This window comes from Salmonella sp. SA15303, from assembly GCF_029962125.1.
Lineage (GTDB): Bacteria > Pseudomonadota > Gammaproteobacteria > Enterobacterales > Enterobacteriaceae > Salmonella > Salmonella enterica.
This window is the reverse complement of record NZ_CP123924.1, coordinates 2703684-2719865: the sequence shown is the minus strand read 5'-3', so window position 1 is coordinate 2719865 and position 16182 is coordinate 2703684. Positions and strand designations below refer to the sequence as shown.

Here is a 16182-nt window from a genome sequence, read left to right as displayed (position 1 = left end):
GGAATACTCGCGACATTGAACTTCAAGGCGGCGTATTCTATCACGCAGCCCTTTACTTGACACCCTCTGTAAACGGCCAGTTAAATTCGCCCACTATAGATAAGGGGTAACGTTGTCCCGTTTGATAACTGCGAACGCTTTCAGCCACCAGCGGAGAACGTAAATTCGGCGCGTTCAGAATCTCGTCGGCGCTCACCCAACGGCAGCAATCGATGTCATTGTCATGGGGGTCGGTCGCGCAAATATGATCAAGCTTGATAGCGAATAAAAAGCGCAGGAACGGGGTTTTATCCGGCGCAATCCACTGATGCATACGGATAAAATACTGTGGTTGCGCCGTGATGCCAGTCTCTTCCCACAGTTCACGCGCGGCGGCCTGCGCCAGCGTTTCATCTGCCTCCAGGTGTCCGGCAGGTTGATTCCATAACGATTTACCGTTGATGGTCTCTTCTACCACCAGAAATTTATCTTCGGCATGTACGATGCAGGCAACGGTCACGTGCGGCTTGAACATAGGCATCCTTATTAAAGCGGTTTATCAATGTGGTCATAGATCACGTCAAGCTGTTTCAGACGCTCGTTATAAGCTTTTGTCAGGCAGGTGACGTCGGCCTTGCACTGCTGACGCTGTTTAAGCCAGCTCTGCTGGGCGTCCTGCAGGGCGCCGCGACTGCCCATCGCGAACAACCCTTTCAGAAACTGATATTTGGTGTGCATTTCCACGTCTTTATCATTCAGCGTCAGGTGCGCGCAGATAGCCTTTTCATCCGCAGCCTGCGCTTTCTGGCAGTCGAAGCTGGCCGCATTAACGGATAACGGTGTTAATAAAGCAAAAGCAATGAGAAGCCGTTTCATCTGTCTTTCTCCTGTGCGATCTCGCGCCACTGTCCATTATCGAGGCCGTTGAGCGTGTAGTCGCCCATGCTGTAACGAATTAATCGTAGAGTGGGATGACCGACATGCGCTGTCATGCGTCTTACCTGGCGGTTGCGGCCTTCATATAAGGTGACTTTTAGCCAACTGGTGGGAATATTCTTCCGTTCGCGAATCGGCGGGGTGCGCGGCCACAGCCAGTCAGGCTCCGCGACAATCTCAATACCGGCGGGCAGGGTAGGGCCATCGTTGAGCGTGACGCCAGTACGAAGCGCCTGCAGCGCTGCATTATCCGGTATACCTTCTACCTGAACATAGTAAATCTTGCCGGTGCGTTTGCCCGGTTGCGTGAGGCGCGCCTGCAGCGCGCCGTCATTAGTCAGCACCAAAAGCCCTTCGCTGTCGCGGTCCAGGCGGCCTGCGGCATAAACGCCTTGCACAGGAATAAAATCTTTTAACGTGCGGCGACCTGCTTCATCCGTGAACTGCGGCAACACATCGTAAGGTTTATTGAACAAAACCACGCGTTTTGGCTGGTTTTCTTTCCGTGATTTAGATGCTTGTCGTGAGCTGAATCGCTTAACGTAGTGATTTCTAAAAGAAGTTTTTTGCATGGTGTTTTCAGAACTTATTAATTGCCGCATTATAGCGCAATAATGAGTGTCTTTCATGGCGGCAAACAATAGGGTAGTATTGACATGCTCATTACAAAACATTAACAAAAAATTGCTCTAACGCAGTCGTGCAGCAGGACGCCATTGCACATGCAGCGCGATGACAGACGAGCAAACCAGAAGCGCTCGAAGGAGAGGTGAATGGAAAGCAAAGTAGTTGTTCCGGTGGAAGGTAAGAAGATCACCCTGCAAAACGGCAAACTCAACGTTCCTGAGAATCCGATTATCCCGTTTATTGAAGGCGATGGTATCGGTGTTGATGTCACTCCAGCCATGCTTAAAGTAGTCGATGCCGCCGTCGAGAAAGCCTATAAAGGCGAGCGTAAAATTTCCTGGATGGAAATTTACACCGGAGAAAAATCCACACAGGTTTACGGCCAGGATGTCTGGCTTCCCGCTGAAACCCTTGATTTAATTCGTGACTACCGCGTAGCGATTAAAGGTCCATTGACCACGCCGGTTGGCGGCGGTATCCGCTCTCTGAACGTTGCCCTGCGTCAGGAGCTTGACCTGTACGTTTGTCTGCGTCCCGTTCGTTACTATCAGGGCACGCCAAGTCCGGTGAAACATCCGGAGCTGACCGATATGGTCATCTTCCGTGAAAACTCTGAAGACATCTACGCCGGAATTGAATGGAAAGCTGACTCTGCAGACGCTGAGAAAGTGATCAAGTTCCTGCGCGAAGAGATGGGCGTGAAGAAAATTCGCTTCCCGGAGCACTGCGGTATCGGTATCAAACCGTGTTCTGAAGAAGGCACTAAACGTCTGGTTCGCGCGGCGATTGAATACGCTATTACCAACGATCGCGATTCCGTCACGCTGGTACATAAAGGCAATATCATGAAGTTCACCGAAGGCGCGTTTAAAGACTGGGGCTACCAGTTGGCGCGCGACGAGTTCGGCGGTGAGCTTATTGACGGCGGTCCGTGGCTGAAAATTAAGAACCCGAACACGGGTAAAGAGATCGTGGTTAAAGACGTTATCGCCGATGCGTTCCTGCAACAAATCCTGTTGCGTCCGGCGGAATACGACGTTATCGCCTGTATGAACCTGAACGGTGACTATATTTCCGATGCCCTGGCGGCTCAGGTTGGCGGTATCGGTATTGCACCGGGTGCGAATATCGGCGACGAATGCGCGTTGTTTGAAGCGACTCACGGGACTGCGCCGAAATATGCGGGCCAGGATAAAGTCAACCCAGGCTCCATTATTCTGTCTGCGGAGATGATGCTGCGCCACATGCAGTGGTTCGAAGCCGCAGACCTGATTGTTAAAGGTATGGAAGGCGCGATTGCCGCGAAGACCGTGACCTATGACTTTGAACGCCTGATGGAAGGCGCTAAGCTGCTGAAATGTAGTGAGTTTGGTGACGCGATTATCGCGAATATGTAATAACGATAATTGTTAAAAACAAAAACGGGGACTTAACGTCCCCGTTTTTATTATTAGTATTCGAACGGTTATCAAAACTTTATCAAAACTCCCTCAATTCAGACCGCAATAGTAGTTCATCCTTTACCCCGATCGTCATGATAACCTGAGACCCCCCTGAAAGCTGATAGTTACCGATTTTGATTGTAGTGGTTTTCTTAATAATGTGTGATTTGGCTATTTTTTGAAAGTGCCTTACCAGATTTATTGTTATTATCAGGAGAATTTTTTAATAAAAAGTGATGGTTTATTGACTACAATAGTGGGTAGGTTAAGTATTTTATAAAATTATTAGCATGCTTTATTTGCTCTTCTACAAGGCTGCTAAGAAGTGTTGAAATATCAGCCTGATAAAGAATACGTCAGCGAAAGTGAATGCTATATTAGTCATAAAAATTCAGGAGACATATGCTCAAACCTATCTGCCATAGTGGAAGTATAAAGGTTCCGGAATATCTGGAAACAGATAAGGAAAAAAATGCCGGACGTACTCCACTGTCTTCAGACATTCAGCAAGTTAGAAATGTTGTTGAAGATGTTCCGCTATTTCCAGAAAGCAGAACGGCGAGAGGTTCTGTAAGCGCAGCGTACAGGCTTTCTTTTGACGAAGTGTTTTGCGGTCTCAGCAATGAAGAGCGTAAAAAGGTGTATGGTCGCCTTTTTGGAAAACAAGTACTTGCGCATATTCATTCCAGGTGTCAGCGCGACGCTGACATAATAAGAGAAAAAGCGCTCAGGCGGATAAGCCGTGAGTGTGGTGCCGAAATAGATTGCGCTCTCTTACTAAATAAGATGGTGGATATTTTACAAAATGCCCGGCTGACAATAAATTTTAATGCAGCAAAAATTGACTTTGTCTCTCTCTTAAAAAATAAAGAATATCTGAACTCTTATGCATTAGGTTGCAGACCGGGAGATTTACCTGCTTATAATGTCGGGCGTGATTCAGTTGAAACTAAAGCATTTGAACTGGAGAAGCTTGCAGATTCACCTTATGCCCCATATGGTCAGACAGGCGGTTTTTCCGTAGCATATACTCCCAACAGTAGAACTTTTAGCCCTACAAGCAGACCAATTTATGCTGCACTGGACTTTCTGAACGGTGAAAATGGAGGTGCCAGCGCCTATGGGAAATCATTTTTTGAATTAAATGATAATGTAAAAACAAACTGTACATTCTCACCTTTTGATATCTACGGCCACAGATTTGGCCTGGATACGAGTAAATTATCTACATTTTGGCATATGGAGAACCTGATTGCATCCTGTCAAAATGATTTTTTTGGTTATAATTGCTTTAAGAGTTTGGTTAAAATGGCTAAGGACGAAAAATTTTTAGCTCATTCTAATTATGGTAAAGGCTATGAAGGGAATTATATAGAGGCTCATATTCATGGTGATGTATGTTTATTCAGAGATATAAAACACGTTTATTTGTCTTTGCAAGAAAACTCTTACTCGAAAAGTCAACTATATGATTATGCAAAACAAATAAACCAGGCGCTTAATAGAGACTGCATAATATTATATTGACAAGCTTATTATCAGTCTCTTTAAAAGAGCTTTAAATGATCATGAGCGCATACTTCTTGAGGTAGGCAGTAACTGCTTTTATATTTATTATCTCAGGACCGTTCTGGCAGATACCTGTGTGGCACTTTAGTGTGGTCTGGCAAAATAGAGGAATATGGACCAGCAGAAGCGCCTGCTGGCTGCTTTTCACTTAAAATGCTGGACTTCACCGGTGCTTCAGATGAAGCGACCTTCACAGTCATCAAGTGGCCTGTATTACCACAGGAGTGATTTACTGGCTATCGATATTCCTGCTCATATCAATGACAGTATTTCGCTCTTTCCCGTACATTGCTCTCCCGACCAGCTCACGGTCCAGTACATGACAGTCCTTTTCCACTTCGCTACGCCTAATTTTTTTTAGTTGCTCTGTTTTATTGCGCTGAATTTGTACCTCAAAACAATAATTTTAAATACTTATTTGAATATTTTTTTTATGATTTTTTCAAGAAATGAGTAAAAAAAATGAAGAATGATATAAATAATTAATGCAATAAAAAATGATATCACACCAATTGATGGTCCTGTTTTGTATACGAATAACATGCATAAAAATATAGCAAATAGATCAAGGGAAATATCCGCGATGAAATCAGTAATTATTTTGAAAAAATTCTTCATATTACCTCTTTAAAATATCTATTTTATTCATCATTTTTAGGTCGGGCAGTGCTCGAAATTCTTACGTACAACGTATACGCTCCGGTTTCTGCGCGCTGCCCGGCTTCACACTGGCTCCAACAAGTACGCCCGCTGGAATAGATTCCTGGCGTCACATAACTTCACCTGGTTATCCACAAAAGACTCAATAAATAAACATCTTGAGTACGAAAAATTACAGTGTCAGAGAATGAAATAGCGATTCGCTGTCTTCAAGCAGTGCCTTAGTACCTGGCACGCGCTCTTTCGCGCTATAATTTTTATCAATGTTTGTATCGCCTGCTATTTTTTAAATGTCTGCTGTATTTCGTTCATCTTTCCAGCTGCTTTTTTACGCTGACTTTCAATGTCTTTTCTCGATTGTTCAACAAGTTGCTGTGCTTTTTCGGCTTCTTTTTTTGGGGCGAAAGGTTCTTTGATCTCATATCCGGCAATAGAACCATCCTTATTTAAGGTCATTACCGCACGTGCTGTATTTTTAGCAGTGATGGTAATGTCATAGACGAATTCGCCATTATGAGCTATCTCTGCTCGTACAACGATATCGCTATCTTCCGTAACGGAAATGATGCCACTGGCGTTAGCGCGTTTAATTGTTTCCTGAATACGCTCTGGTATAATGCTGAAATTGATCGAGTCGAATTTGAATAAAGCCTCTTTTAGTGCTTCTTGTTTTTGCTCCTCTGTTATAGTGCCAAAGATGGTTAAATTGACAGGCGAAGGTCCCCCCCAGTAGCCGTTGTTAAATTTAAACACCTCTACTTTAGCAGGGGTGTTAACGCTTTGTCGAATGAATGAATACCCGCCCTTGAAGAAACGGACTTCAATAATCGCAAGATTGGCTCCACCTTTTGCGTTGATATTGGCAATAGCTTTTTGCATTTCGGCTTTGTCGTAAAAGAACATTGATTGCTGGTGCTCTTTTTGCTGGATTTTTTGCATGTATTTCTCTTGATTTTTTTCAGCTTCCGCCATGGCATCTTTATCGTTATCACAGGCGCTAATTAGAGTTGCCGCGATGAAGGTAATCGGAAGTAAGAGATTTTTATATGTAACATGTATTTTATTCATGTGAAGTATTTCCCTTTTTATATAAAATAGATAGTCTTGACTGGTCGAGACTATCCTGGAAACATAGTAATAATGCGTGTGCATATCTGCAGTAAGTTTTAGTTATGCTGGTTTTATTTCGGATTTTTACCTGTTACTTTTTGTTCGTAAATAGGTATTTTACGTATTGATGATAAGTTTAGAACCTATCCCAGTAGGCGTAATCGTTAAAGCCAGTTTGGCGAATAAAAGAGTCTAATGGGATAGGCTCTTAATAAACAACAAAACCAAACGTACTTTCAGATTTCAGGCTGGAATGCGCACAGCTGATTGTTGATAAGGGCTACTCATACCGACAGGCCAGTGAAGCGATGAATGTCGGTTCCACATACCGGTCTGAGGTATCAACAACAACATGTTCTGAGTGGTAGCGTTTGCGTTATATCGTCACAGACAGCGCCTCAGGGCGCTGTTTTCGATCGGACATGTCGCTTTCGCAGGAGGGGACGTTATTCGGCGACCAGCCACATATCAGCCTCTTCAAACATCTCTTCCAGCATACGGTGCAGCCGTTCTTTCTCGGTTTTTGTACAGTCACTGTTTAATGCGTTCGCCTGCATTGGCTTAACTTTCACTTGCGCATCGGGAAAAAGTTGATGTACGCGTTTTGTGAGTTCATTGAGGATGATTTCGCGTGCGCCTGGCAAACCTTCAACATTTCGCTTGTCATAAACGAGTTCGACGAACATCGCCATTTCCTTTTTACTGGTTGGATGACCAGTATTTAAGCTGGGTATATAACTGGTGTCAAGGTTTAGCCGCCGTTTTGTCATCCTGACGTTGCGGACGTAAAGTAAATTGATCGCACGTGGAAGTAAAGGTCGCTAACCTGTTGTCGTGTCAAGAGGTTAGCGGCACTCTCTTCACAGCGGTGTCCTGCTACCTGATGGTAAATTCCAGGGCGCGACTAAAATCGCAATCGGCCAACACAACAGGGTCGCCTTTTCTGACAATAATGCTATTTGTGCCCAGGCATTTTCGGCTCTGTTTCCCCTTAATTTTGTTATCATCAGTGAGCCAGCGCTGGTTATCATTACCCGTGCATGAATAAAGAATGATTGGTGTGCCTTCTTTTGTACCTTGTCCTGCGGCATCCAGACATTTCTCACCCTGCGTGATTCTGTCTCGGTGAAATGAGAAAAGCTGAGATTGCACATGCTTACACTCCCGCAGCGTCAAACGATTCTGTTGATCTGGGCCTGCATCAAGGCACAGACCATCAGTTGTCCGAATTTGTTCCGCGTCATTTATGTAATAACCACCGGAATTAATCTGGTTTTGTGTAATGACCGGGAACGACAAATTAATACTATAAGGTGTGGGTAAGCCGTTCGTCGTACATCCACATAAAATAGAGGAGAGGCAGAGAACCAGTGTGGTTTTTCCTGAAAGCAAAGTCATTCAATTATTACCCTAAAAATAAATAGCGTTACAACTATATTGGCGATTTATACCCACTGAATATGACGTAGCATTGAGCGGCAATAGAGATAATTCCGATAGAATCACATAAATACTTCGGTTAAATGCGCGCAGCCAGCCACTCCTGTGACGATGGGTATATAGCGTTAAATACTTTTGCAATATTAGATGCTATCACAGTGAAAAACGGCTGTACATTTCTTCACGTTAAACAAAGTGAGAAGGGGGGGCACCCGATATATGATAAAAGAGGTCACAGGAGTCATTAGCAAAATAAATCTTTTAGATTTTCGCCACTGAAAACATTCTGCAGCCTTTCAGGCAAAGCCTCATAGCAGGCTGCGGAGGTAGACGTACTCGCTAAATTTTTCTGAAAAAATGCCGGGTGACGAATTATGAAAGATAAACGTTGGCGGCGGTAGGTCCGCGGAGGCCATTAATACGACAAAACTCAACGCGTATACCGGGGATAAGCGCTTCTGTTTCGTGTTGGCGACATGCTGAAATGTGGACCTGAACATCTTTGCGTCCATCGGAGGGGGTGATGAGACCTTTACCGCTCTTACAATCAAAGGTTTTGACAATTCCTGTCATTTTACGAGACAAACAAATTCCTTAATGGGGATAACGAGGCGCACTATACACGTCAGGAAAAATAATGCCAGCTATATTTGATGGCAATCAAGATTTCCGGGTGGCTAAAAGTAGTCGTTCGGCACCATTGTAGATAAATAACATTATGTTCTGGAGAAAGTATTCCCTTTCCTGGCGTCATTGACTGGTGCGGACATCATGGGTTTTGTCGTCGGGCAGGACGGTGAACTAATCTGCCTGGCTTGCTTTTTATCAGTATTTGTAGGTGGTTGCGGGGTTTTACTACCAAAATCGTAGATAAAAATATCCCATGATGCCTGTTGTAAACCAGAACAATGGCCTGAACTGGCCAAAACATGGAATGAAAAAATAAGTAATGACCAAAGCATAAAAGCATGATGTTTCATAGCACCTCCTGTTATATATAATGACTTGTGAAGTTCATCTCCTGAATTATGGAACGTCATTGACATTTTTTATTCAACGAAGAGTTAACCACTCTTAATAATAATGGGTTTTATAGCGAAATAGACTTTTTTATCGCGTGTTCAATATTTGCGTTAGTTATTATTTTTTTGGAATGTAAATTCTCTCTAAACACAGGTGATATTTATGTTGGAATTGTGGTGTTGATTCTATTCTTATAATATAACAAGAAATGTTGTAACTGATAGATATATTAAAAGATTAAATCGGAGCGGGAATAAAGCGTGCTAAGCATCATCGTGAATATGATTACAGCGCCTGCGATGGCATATAACCGTATTGCGGATGGAGCGTCACGTGAGGACTGTGAAGCACAATGCGATATGTTCTGATTATATGGCGAGTTTGCTTAATGACATGTTTTTAGCCGAACGGTGTCAAGTTTCTTAATGTGGTTGTGAGATTTTCTCTTTAAATATCAAAATGTTGCATGGGTGATTTGTTGTTCTATAGTGGCTAAACACTTTATGGTTTCTGTTAAATATATATGCGTGAGAAAAATTAGCATTCAAATCTATAAAAGTTAGATGACATTGTAGAACCGGTTACCTAAATGAGCGATAGAGTGCTTCGGTAGTAAAAATATCTTTCAGGAAGTAAACACATCAGGAGCGATAGCGGTGAATTATTCGTGGTTTTGTCGATTCGGCATAGTGGCGATAACTGAATGCCGGATCGGTACTGCAGGTGTTTAAACACACCGTAAATAATAAGTAGTATTAAGGAGTTGTTATGAAAAATATTATTTTATCCACTTTAGTTATTACTACAAGCGTTTTGGTTGTAAATGTTGCACAGGCCGATACTAACGCCTTTTCCGTGGGGTATGCACAAAGTAAAGTTCAGGATTTCAAAAATATCCGAGGGGTAAATGTGAAATACCGTTATGAGGATGACTCTCCGGTAAGTTTTATTTCCTCGCTAAGTTACTTATATGGAGACAGACAGGCTTCCGGGTCTGTTGAGCCTGAAGGTATTCATTACCATGACAAGTTTGAGGTGAAGTACGGTTCTTTAATGGTTGGGCCAGCCTATCGATTGTCTGACAATTTTTCGTTATACGCGCTGGCGGGTGTCGGCACGGTAAAGGCGACATTTAAAGAACATTCCACTCAGGATGGCGATTCTTTTTCTAACAAAATTTCCTCAAGGAAAACGGGATTTGCCTGGGGCGCGGGTGTACAGATGAATCCGCTGGAGAATATCGTCGTCGATGTTGGGTATGAAGGAAGCAACATCTCCTCTACAAAAATAAACGGCTTCAACGTCGGGGTTGGATACCGTTTCTGAAAAGCATAAGCTATGCGGAAGGTTCGCCTTCCGCACCGCCAGTCAATAAAACAGGGCTTCTTTACCAGTGACACGTACCTGCCTGTCTTTTCTCTCTTCGTCATACTCTCTTCGTCATAGTGACGCTGTACATAACATCTCACTAGCATAAGCACAGATAAAGGATTGTGGTAAGCAATCAAGGTTGCTCAGGTAGGTGATAAGCAGGAAGGAAAATCTGGTGTAAATAACGCCAGATCTCACAAGATTCACTCTGAAAAATTTTCCTGGAATTAATCACAATGTCATCAAGATTTTGTGACCGCCTTCGCATATTGTACCTGCCGCTGAACGACTACTGAAAAGTAGCAAGGTATGTATTTTATCCAGGAGAGCACCTTTTTTGCGCCTGGCAGAAGTCCCCAGCCGCCACTAGCTCAGCTGGATAGAGCATCAACCTCCTAAGTTGATGGTGCGAGGTTCGAGGCCTCGGTGGCGGTCCAATGTGGTTATCGTATAATGTTATTACCTCAGTGTCAGGCTGATGATGTGGGTTCGACTCCCACTGACCACTTCAGTTTTGAATAAGTATTGTCTCGCAACCCTGTTACAGAATAATTTCATTTATTACGTGACAAGATAGTCATTTATAAAAAATGCACAAAAATGTTATTGTCTTTTATTACTTGTGAGTTGTAGATTTTTCTTATGCGGTGAATCCCCCTTTGCGGCGGGGCGTCCAGTCAAATAGTTAATGTTCCTCGCGAACCATATTGACTGTGGTATGGTTCACCGGGAGGCACCCGGCACCGCAATTTTTTATAAAATGAAATTCACACCCTATGGTTCAGAGCGGTGTCTTTTTACATCAGGTGGGCAAGCATAATGCAGGTTAACTTGAAAGATACGATCAATAGCAGAAACCAGTGATTTCGTTTATGGCCTGGGGATTTAACCGCGCCAGAGCGTATGCAAGACCCTGGCGCGGTTGGCCGGTGATCGTTCAATAGTGCGAATATGAATGGTTACCAGCCGCTGCGAATTCTACCTGGGTCACTTAATAAAGCAAAACATTTAAACGCTCAACAACGACAATTCAGACAGTTCGAACTTTTCTTTAAAAATAGGATTAACCATGCTTAAAAGTGGTTACTAATTAGCCATTATACTACGGTAGTGATTCACATATTCTTTAACGTTACGTTACAGGAAGGTTGAAGTGGAAATGCCTGATGAGTCTTCAGGCATTTCTTAAGGTTAGTTAGCTAAGGAACAGTTACTGAGAACAGGTTTATCATCACCTTCCACCAGTTCAGCCGTTTTGCCTTTGGTATAAAGTTTATAAGTATAATTTTTGTCTATGGCTTCGTAATTTGCTCCGGAGGCCATTTTCATTAACCGCATCGGGATCATCTCGTTTACCTGACTGATAATCGCATAGGCGTTTCCAGCCTCGGTGTTGACGTAAATCACCTCCATAACCTGGTTATCATTACAGGTGTATATAGATTTAGAAATCTCCTGCGAAGCTGCTATAGAGGTGGTACTGGCGCTAAGCGCAGCGAGAAAGAGGGTAAATGGGATCAATTTACGTTTCATCATTAGTATCCTTTGTGCATAAAATTGTCGTTAATTCCCTGAAGAACGGGAGATAAAGCGGCATCAATACGATGAATGCTGTAGTATTCCTGTTTACTGACGAAAAGTGCGCCAGAAAAGCGTATTATAATTTATCCATCACTGACATATGTGATGAGTAGACAAATCTTAAAATCATAAACTATAGGCTGCAAATCATTATGGTGCGATAGAAAATGATTGTCACCACTGCTCAATACTATGGCATAAAAACCGAAGAAAACGGTACTGTTCACTGTCTCGTTTCATACGGTATCTGTCAGTGAAACTATTTCTTCAAATGATGGTCTTTTTATTATCGATCAGATAATGGCATCAACAGGGGTTATTCAGGAGTATATGTGAAAAAGTGGCTTATAGGAGGGATATTGATCGCAAGTTTTCTGACCGGTTGTCTGATGTGGCACAACATTGATAAATGGTTTAATAAAGATATCGAATTTTTCTACGTCGGAGACGATAGCTAAAATTCCAGTCAGTTGGCAACGGGTGTCATATCTTCAGGTATGGCGCCCGGAGCCGCCGGGCGCAAATTGTAGGTGTATAAAAGTCATTTCATTAAAATTTTAGCGACAACATGGACAGTCACTACCGCGTGCTAACGGCCCTCTGAAGTCACAAGATGAATAAGCCAGTTTTTTGTTTCAGCGGTGACTGAAACATATTTTGTTCCTGGTGGTCTTACCGCCAGTTGCTGAAAAAGACAACGATAATGTAACTGTTGCAGAGACTGACGAATACGACGACCGTGAATTTTATTTTTGGCGACCATATTTCCTCCCAAAAGGCCGCCCGAAGGCGGCGCTGGGTTTGATAATGGAGAAGGGCGTTGGTCACTGCCATAACCAACCTGTATACATTAATGCAATTGATAATCATTATCAATTTGGCTGGTGGAGAAAAATTGTAAAGATGAAGGGACAGCGGAAATGGCAATGAACGGGATGAGACTTTCGTTAACCACTTAAATTCGTGACTAAAAAAAGGCTTTTATAGACTTGAAAATGTTTTTCCCGTCCCTATGTAGTCAGTGGACAAGCAATGCTTGCCTTGATGTTGAACTTTTGAATAGTGATTCAGGAGGTTAATGATGGCACTCAGAACCTTGTCAGCACTTCCCGTGTTTGCTGATTCTCTTTTCTCTGACCGTTTCAACCGTATTGATAGACTTTTCAGTCAATTAACAGGAGATACGCCAGTCGCTGCGACGCCAGCTTACGATCTGCAAAAGCGCGATGCGAATAACTATCTGCTTACCGTGAGCGTTCCTGGCTGGAAAGAGGAAGAGCTTGAAATTGAAACGGTTGGCGGCAACCTGAATATTACGGGTAAACACACTGAAGAGACGGTAGAGGATCAGACGCACTGGATTTATCGTGGTATTCGTAAGGCGGATTTCCAGTTGAGTTTTTCTTTGCCTGAACATGCTAAGGTGAATAATGCGAAACTGGAACAGGGCCTCTTGTTGGTCGAGATTTACCAGGAGATCCCTGAAAGCGAGAAACCGAAAAAAATTGCCATAGAAAGCAAACCAAAGGCGATTGAACACAAATCATAATCGCGTTAATGGAGGCCCGTTTAGACGGGCCTTCATTGTCTGTAGCGAAAAGTATCCCGTCATGCTTGTAGGCACAGATCGCTAAATATTATAGCCCTGACCTCTATATTATCCCGTGCCACTGACCTCGTCGCCATTGGACGGCGGTAAGTTGGAATTATCCGCGAGGTCAGTCCAATTTTTGTCCACTCTCGACATTCTGCCTGTTATGGGCGCGATATCTGAACATAAATTCGTATAGCGGTTCATCGTTTTCACCGCGTTGATGCTATTTCTGCTAACACTACTTTCATACGTAAAAAAGCTGATGCTTTTTACCTTATTTAATCGAGGCAGGTATGAAATTAGCGCTCGTCAATCGGCAGGTCATTTTACCGGAAAGCGGAACCGAGTCCTTCCAGTGCCATGCCTCTACGCTTGTTCGCTTACCGTGCGGTACGCTCGTGGCCGCATGGTTCGCGGGGTTGCGCGAAGGAAGCGAAGATACAGCCATCTGGCTATCTCGCTATGAACATAATATCTGGACAACACCGCAGCGAGTGGCGGCACGCGAGGGGGAAGCGCACTGGAATCCGGTGTTATTTTACCCGTCGGATAAATTGTGGTTATTTTATAAAGTAGGCAGCGACGTACACGTGTGGAAAACCTGGTTTATCACCTCCAGCGATCGAGGATTTACCTGGAGTACGCCAGCTCCGTTGGTTAACGATGATATTTTGCCGCGCGGTCCCGTAAAAAATAAACTCCTGCTGGCATCAAATGGCGCCTGGATTGCGCCAGGGTCGATTGAAAGTCCTGAACGGTGGAGGGCATTTGTGGATCGATCCTCTGACGAAGGAAAACACTGGAGTATCTCTTTTGTACCGCTGGAGCCTGATAACGCTATTTCCGGGACAAACGTAGCGTTGTGGGATGGTATAAAAAAGGGGAGGTTGTGGGAATGTTGTCTGGAAAACCTCCTGCGCTGGGATGGCGTTATTCAGCCTACGCTGTGGGAGTCTTCTCCGGGGCATATCCATATGTTGTTACGAAGCACACGCGGGGCAATTTTTCGCAGTGATTCAATCGACTATGGCGCTACCTGGTCTGTTGCCCGCGCGACATCTTTACCGAATAATAATAGTGGTATCGATCTGGTTAGTATGCAGGACGGTACGCTGATTCTTGCGTTAAATCCGGTCAACGGCAACTGGGGAAAGCGCTATCCGCTTTCACTGATTGCTTCCCAGGATAATGGCGAATCATGGCTACCGCTACTGGACCTGGAAAGTGACCACGGTGAGTATTCTTATCCCGCTATTATTAGCGAGGGCGGCATCGTACATATCACCTACACGTGGAACCGGAAAAATATCGTATATTGTCGATTACAAACGGTATAAGGCGCTATCAGTCGAAACCGATAGCGCTGGAATAATAATGCCTTGCCCGGCGTGCTCTCTCACGCCGGGATGGCCGAAATAGTCATGATTTACCGGGTAACATCCTTGAAAATGTATCGTCTTTTTGTATGTAATGGTGAAACAACGCCGCTGCTGCATGCATGGCAATCAGGAAATAGCCGATATTGGCCAGCATTTCATGAATACGCTTTATATCCGATTTTAGGGTGCTATCTGGCGTCAAAAATACCGGTACAGTAAAACCAAAAAAGCTCCAGCTTTTCCCGCCTGACGCCATCATCGCGACGCCCAGCAGCGGTAAGGCGAGAAAAGTGAGATAAAGCGCGATATGCATTAATTTAGCGGCTACGTGCTGCCAGTGAGGAGGGGGAGGCGTAATGACCGGATCCGGGTATTTGTGTTTAAGATATAACCGTAAAAACATCAGCGCCCAGACCAGAACGCCCATATCATAGTGCGTGTCTTTCATAAACAGGTAAACGCTGGAGCCTTTTGGCGCCCACCCCCGTAACTCAATAGCAGCATATGCGATGCCTGTCAGGAGCAGTGTTAACCAGTGAAGCGTTATTTGCAGTCTTGAGAAATGTGCCATTATTATTATCCTTTATTAACAACTGCTTGTAGAGTATGCGTAAAATCTTAACAGAACCTTAAAGCGGGGGCTGAGTCGCAAGGAACAGACAGAGATAGCGGCACGTAAAATGGGATAAAAAGCCGGCGGCATCGCCGGCTTACTGTTGTTATTGTCCTCTTACGACAACACAGGTTTTACCATAAAACGGATATGAGCCTGTAGTTTCATAATCAACACTCGACACTAAAGAAATATCGCCCGCTTTTTTCGCTGAATCAATAGATGCGTCGCCGGTATTTACAATACCCAATACCGTTTGCGCACACGCTTTACCGGTTTTGGTTGCCGGGAGACTCGTGGCAGTAATTGGCCCTTTAACATCCGTATATAAGCCAATCCCTGTCGGTGATGGTCCTGTAGCACACCCCGTTAAAAGAGAACCAATAAAGATAATTGAAAAAATGTGTTTTTTATTTGTCATGGGATTAGTCCATTATAAATTAATAGAAAACTTACCGTCCGAAAATGTCCGGACAGTCATTTAAAAAGTGGTGTATATTAAATATGCGATATTACTCTTTGCACCCTCCTGTTGATGTCGTACCTGACGGACAAATATCCGTTGAAGCCGGATATATTCCCCATGCCGTGTTTTTATAACTTGTGCATCCTGTCAGCAATGAGAACAGTACGGCTAAAAAAATCATCACGAGCCCTGGCGGCGTTAACATTTTTCGGTTGGACTCCATAGCATGTCATTTCATCGGGTTGCCATATGACTGGCGTTCTGCTGGTAAGTTTCATTAACGCCCGGTTCGTTTAATATTGGTTTAGGTTTAAAGCCAGGAGGCGCTAATTACGATACCTTCTTACGTTTCAGTACTGACTAATAATGTTGAGAAAATGAACAGCGTCGGG

The 16182-nt window shown here is 43.9% G+C and carries 18 protein-coding genes and 1 tRNA gene; 7 read left to right on the top strand and 12 right to left on the bottom strand.

The window, feature by feature from the left end; genetic code table 11:
* Window positions 1–52: 52 nt before the first annotated feature.
* From QEN31_RS13400 to rluE, 3 genes are read right to left on the bottom strand one after another with little or no spacing between them, the layout of a single operon-like run.
* Window positions 53–514, bottom strand: a complete 462-nt coding sequence (locus QEN31_RS13400) for an NUDIX hydrolase (protein WP_000476067.1) — start codon at window positions 512–514, stop codon at window positions 53–55.
* A gap of 11 nt (window positions 515–525) precedes the next feature.
* Window positions 526–855, bottom strand: coding sequence for a lysozyme inhibitor LprI family protein (locus QEN31_RS13395; protein WP_000825957.1), 330 nt, complete (start codon window positions 853–855; stop codon window positions 526–528).
* Window positions 852–1517 (bottom strand): 23S rRNA pseudouridine(2457) synthase RluE, encoded by a 666-nt coding sequence (gene rluE / locus QEN31_RS13390; protein ID WP_001249412.1) that lies wholly within the window; start codon window positions 1515–1517, stop codon window positions 852–854. Before rluE ends, QEN31_RS13395 begins: the two co-directional genes overlap by 4 nt.
* A gap of 171 nt (window positions 1518–1688) precedes the next feature.
* Between rluE and icd the strand changes: the two genes are divergently transcribed.
* Both icd and sopF read left to right on the top strand, forming a co-directional pair.
* Window positions 1689–2939, top strand: a complete 1251-nt coding sequence (icd, locus tag QEN31_RS13385) for an NADP-dependent isocitrate dehydrogenase (protein WP_000444508.1) — start codon at window positions 1689–1691, stop codon at window positions 2937–2939.
* A gap of 447 nt (window positions 2940–3386) precedes the next feature.
* Window positions 3387–4511 (top strand): type III secretion system effector SopF, encoded by a 1125-nt coding sequence (gene sopF, locus QEN31_RS13380; protein ID WP_000917255.1) that lies wholly within the window; start codon window positions 3387–3389, stop codon window positions 4509–4511.
* Window positions 4512–4967: 456 nt separating this feature from the next.
* On the opposite strand, the gene QEN31_RS13375 is transcribed toward sopF, so the two are convergent.
* From QEN31_RS13375 to pagD, 6 genes are all read right to left on the bottom strand, one after another.
* Window positions 4968–5171, bottom strand: coding sequence for a hypothetical protein (locus tag QEN31_RS13375; RefSeq protein WP_000787622.1), 204 nt, complete (start codon window positions 5169–5171; stop codon window positions 4968–4970).
* A 321-nt stretch (window positions 5172–5492) separates the two neighbouring features.
* Window positions 5493–6281, bottom strand: coding sequence for a putative envelope lipoprotein EnvF (envF, locus tag QEN31_RS13370; RefSeq protein ID WP_001033407.1), 789 nt, complete (start codon window positions 6279–6281; stop codon window positions 5493–5495).
* Window positions 6282–6769: 488 nt separating this feature from the next.
* Window positions 6770–7009, bottom strand: a complete 240-nt coding sequence (msgA, locus tag QEN31_RS13365; protein WP_000497451.1) for a virulence protein MsgA — start codon at window positions 7007–7009, stop codon at window positions 6770–6772.
* A gap of 190 nt (window positions 7010–7199) precedes the next feature.
* Window positions 7200–7721, bottom strand: a complete 522-nt coding sequence (locus tag QEN31_RS13360; protein ID WP_001520581.1) for an RICIN domain-containing protein — start codon at window positions 7719–7721, stop codon at window positions 7200–7202.
* A gap of 414 nt (window positions 7722–8135) precedes the next feature.
* Window positions 8136–8348: a cold shock-like protein CspF gene (cspF, locus tag QEN31_RS13355; RefSeq protein ID WP_001537306.1), complete on the bottom strand. Its 213-nt coding sequence runs from the start codon at window positions 8346–8348 to the stop codon at window positions 8136–8138.
* 131 nt (window positions 8349–8479) lie between these two features.
* On the bottom strand, window positions 8480–8743 hold the full coding sequence (gene pagD, locus QEN31_RS13350) for a virulence protein PagD (protein ID WP_001535993.1): 264 nt from the start codon (window positions 8741–8743) through the stop codon (window positions 8480–8482).
* A gap of 811 nt (window positions 8744–9554) precedes the next feature.
* Here pagD and pagC point away from each other — a divergent pair.
* Both pagC and QEN31_RS13340 read left to right on the top strand, forming a co-directional pair.
* Window positions 9555–10112 (top strand): virulence membrane protein PagC, encoded by a 558-nt coding sequence (gene pagC, locus QEN31_RS13345; protein ID WP_000789471.1) that lies wholly within the window; start codon window positions 9555–9557, stop codon window positions 10110–10112.
* 405 nt (window positions 10113–10517) lie between these two features.
* Window positions 10518–10594: transfer RNA gene (locus tag QEN31_RS13340), tRNA-Arg, on the top strand.
* Window positions 10595–11348: 754 nt separating this feature from the next.
* Here QEN31_RS13340 and QEN31_RS13335 read toward each other — a convergent pair.
* Window positions 11349–11693 carry a c-type lysozyme inhibitor gene (locus QEN31_RS13335; protein WP_000977725.1) on the bottom strand — a complete coding sequence of 115 codons (345 nt, stop codon included), beginning with the start codon at window positions 11691–11693 and terminating at the stop codon, window positions 11349–11351.
* A 702-nt stretch (window positions 11694–12395) separates the two neighbouring features.
* Between QEN31_RS13335 and QEN31_RS13330 the strand changes: the two genes are divergently transcribed.
* From QEN31_RS13330 to QEN31_RS13320, 3 genes are all read left to right on the top strand, one after another.
* Window positions 12396–12668 carry a hypothetical protein gene (locus QEN31_RS13330; RefSeq protein ID WP_000480529.1) on the top strand — a complete coding sequence of 91 codons (273 nt, stop codon included), beginning with the start codon at window positions 12396–12398 and terminating at the stop codon, window positions 12666–12668.
* 151 nt (window positions 12669–12819) lie between these two features.
* Entirely contained in the window at window positions 12820–13287 is a 468-nt protein-coding gene (locus QEN31_RS13325) for an Hsp20 family protein (RefSeq protein ID WP_001218118.1), read from the top strand.
* A 338-nt stretch (window positions 13288–13625) separates the two neighbouring features.
* Entirely contained in the window at window positions 13626–14669 is a 1044-nt protein-coding gene (locus QEN31_RS13320; RefSeq protein ID WP_000761746.1) for a sialidase family protein, read from the top strand.
* 82 nt (window positions 14670–14751) lie between these two features.
* Here QEN31_RS13320 and QEN31_RS13315 read toward each other — a convergent pair whose 3' ends face one another.
* Window positions 14752–15282 carry a cytochrome b gene (locus QEN31_RS13315; RefSeq protein WP_000929982.1) on the bottom strand — a complete coding sequence of 177 codons (531 nt, stop codon included), beginning with the start codon at window positions 15280–15282 and terminating at the stop codon, window positions 14752–14754.
* A 148-nt stretch (window positions 15283–15430) separates the two neighbouring features.
* A complete protein-coding gene (locus QEN31_RS13310) occupies window positions 15431–15745 on the bottom strand; it encodes a TRL-like family protein (protein ID WP_000182479.1) in 315 nt (104 codons plus the stop codon).
* Window positions 15746–16182: the final 437 nt, after the last annotated feature.

What these genes read in the sequence shown, in the direction of transcription:
- QEN31_RS13315 (WP_000929982.1), bottom strand. Translation starts at nt 15,282, where the DNA reads ATGGCACATTTCTCAAGACTGCAAATAACGCTTCACTGGTTAACACTG.
- msgA (WP_000497451.1), bottom strand. Translation starts at nt 7,009, where the DNA reads ATGTTCGTCGAACTCGTTTATGACAAGCGAAATGTTGAAGGTTTGCCA.
- QEN31_RS13400 (WP_000476067.1), bottom strand. Translation starts at nt 514, where the DNA reads ATGTTCAAGCCGCACGTGACCGTTGCCTGCATCGTACATGCCGAAGAT.
- envF (WP_001033407.1), bottom strand. Translation starts at nt 6,281, where the DNA reads ATGAATAAAATACATGTTACATATAAAAATCTCTTACTTCCGATTACC.
- QEN31_RS13395 (WP_000825957.1), bottom strand. Translation starts at nt 855, where the DNA reads ATGAAACGGCTTCTCATTGCTTTTGCTTTATTAACACCGTTATCCGTT.
- QEN31_RS13325 (WP_001218118.1), top strand. Translation starts at nt 12,820, where the DNA reads ATGGCACTCAGAACCTTGTCAGCACTTCCCGTGTTTGCTGATTCTCTT.
- QEN31_RS13310 (WP_000182479.1), bottom strand. Translation starts at nt 15,745, where the DNA reads ATGACAAATAAAAAACACATTTTTTCAATTATCTTTATTGGTTCTCTT.
- QEN31_RS13335 (WP_000977725.1), bottom strand. Translation starts at nt 11,693, where the DNA reads ATGATGAAACGTAAATTGATCCCATTTACCCTCTTTCTCGCTGCGCTT.
- QEN31_RS13320 (WP_000761746.1), top strand. Translation starts at nt 13,626, where the DNA reads ATGAAATTAGCGCTCGTCAATCGGCAGGTCATTTTACCGGAAAGCGGA.
- sopF (WP_000917255.1), top strand. Translation starts at nt 3,387, where the DNA reads ATGCTCAAACCTATCTGCCATAGTGGAAGTATAAAGGTTCCGGAATAT.
- QEN31_RS13360 (WP_001520581.1), bottom strand. Translation starts at nt 7,721, where the DNA reads ATGACTTTGCTTTCAGGAAAAACCACACTGGTTCTCTGCCTCTCCTCT.
- rluE (WP_001249412.1), bottom strand. Translation starts at nt 1,517, where the DNA reads ATGCGGCAATTAATAAGTTCTGAAAACACCATGCAAAAAACTTCTTTT.
- QEN31_RS13375 (WP_000787622.1), bottom strand. Translation starts at nt 5,171, where the DNA reads ATGAAGAATTTTTTCAAAATAATTACTGATTTCATCGCGGATATTTCC.
- pagD (WP_001535993.1), bottom strand. Translation starts at nt 8,743, where the DNA reads ATGAAACATCATGCTTTTATGCTTTGGTCATTACTTATTTTTTCATTC.
- pagC (WP_000789471.1), top strand. Translation starts at nt 9,555, where the DNA reads ATGAAAAATATTATTTTATCCACTTTAGTTATTACTACAAGCGTTTTG.
- icd (WP_000444508.1), top strand. Translation starts at nt 1,689, where the DNA reads ATGGAAAGCAAAGTAGTTGTTCCGGTGGAAGGTAAGAAGATCACCCTG.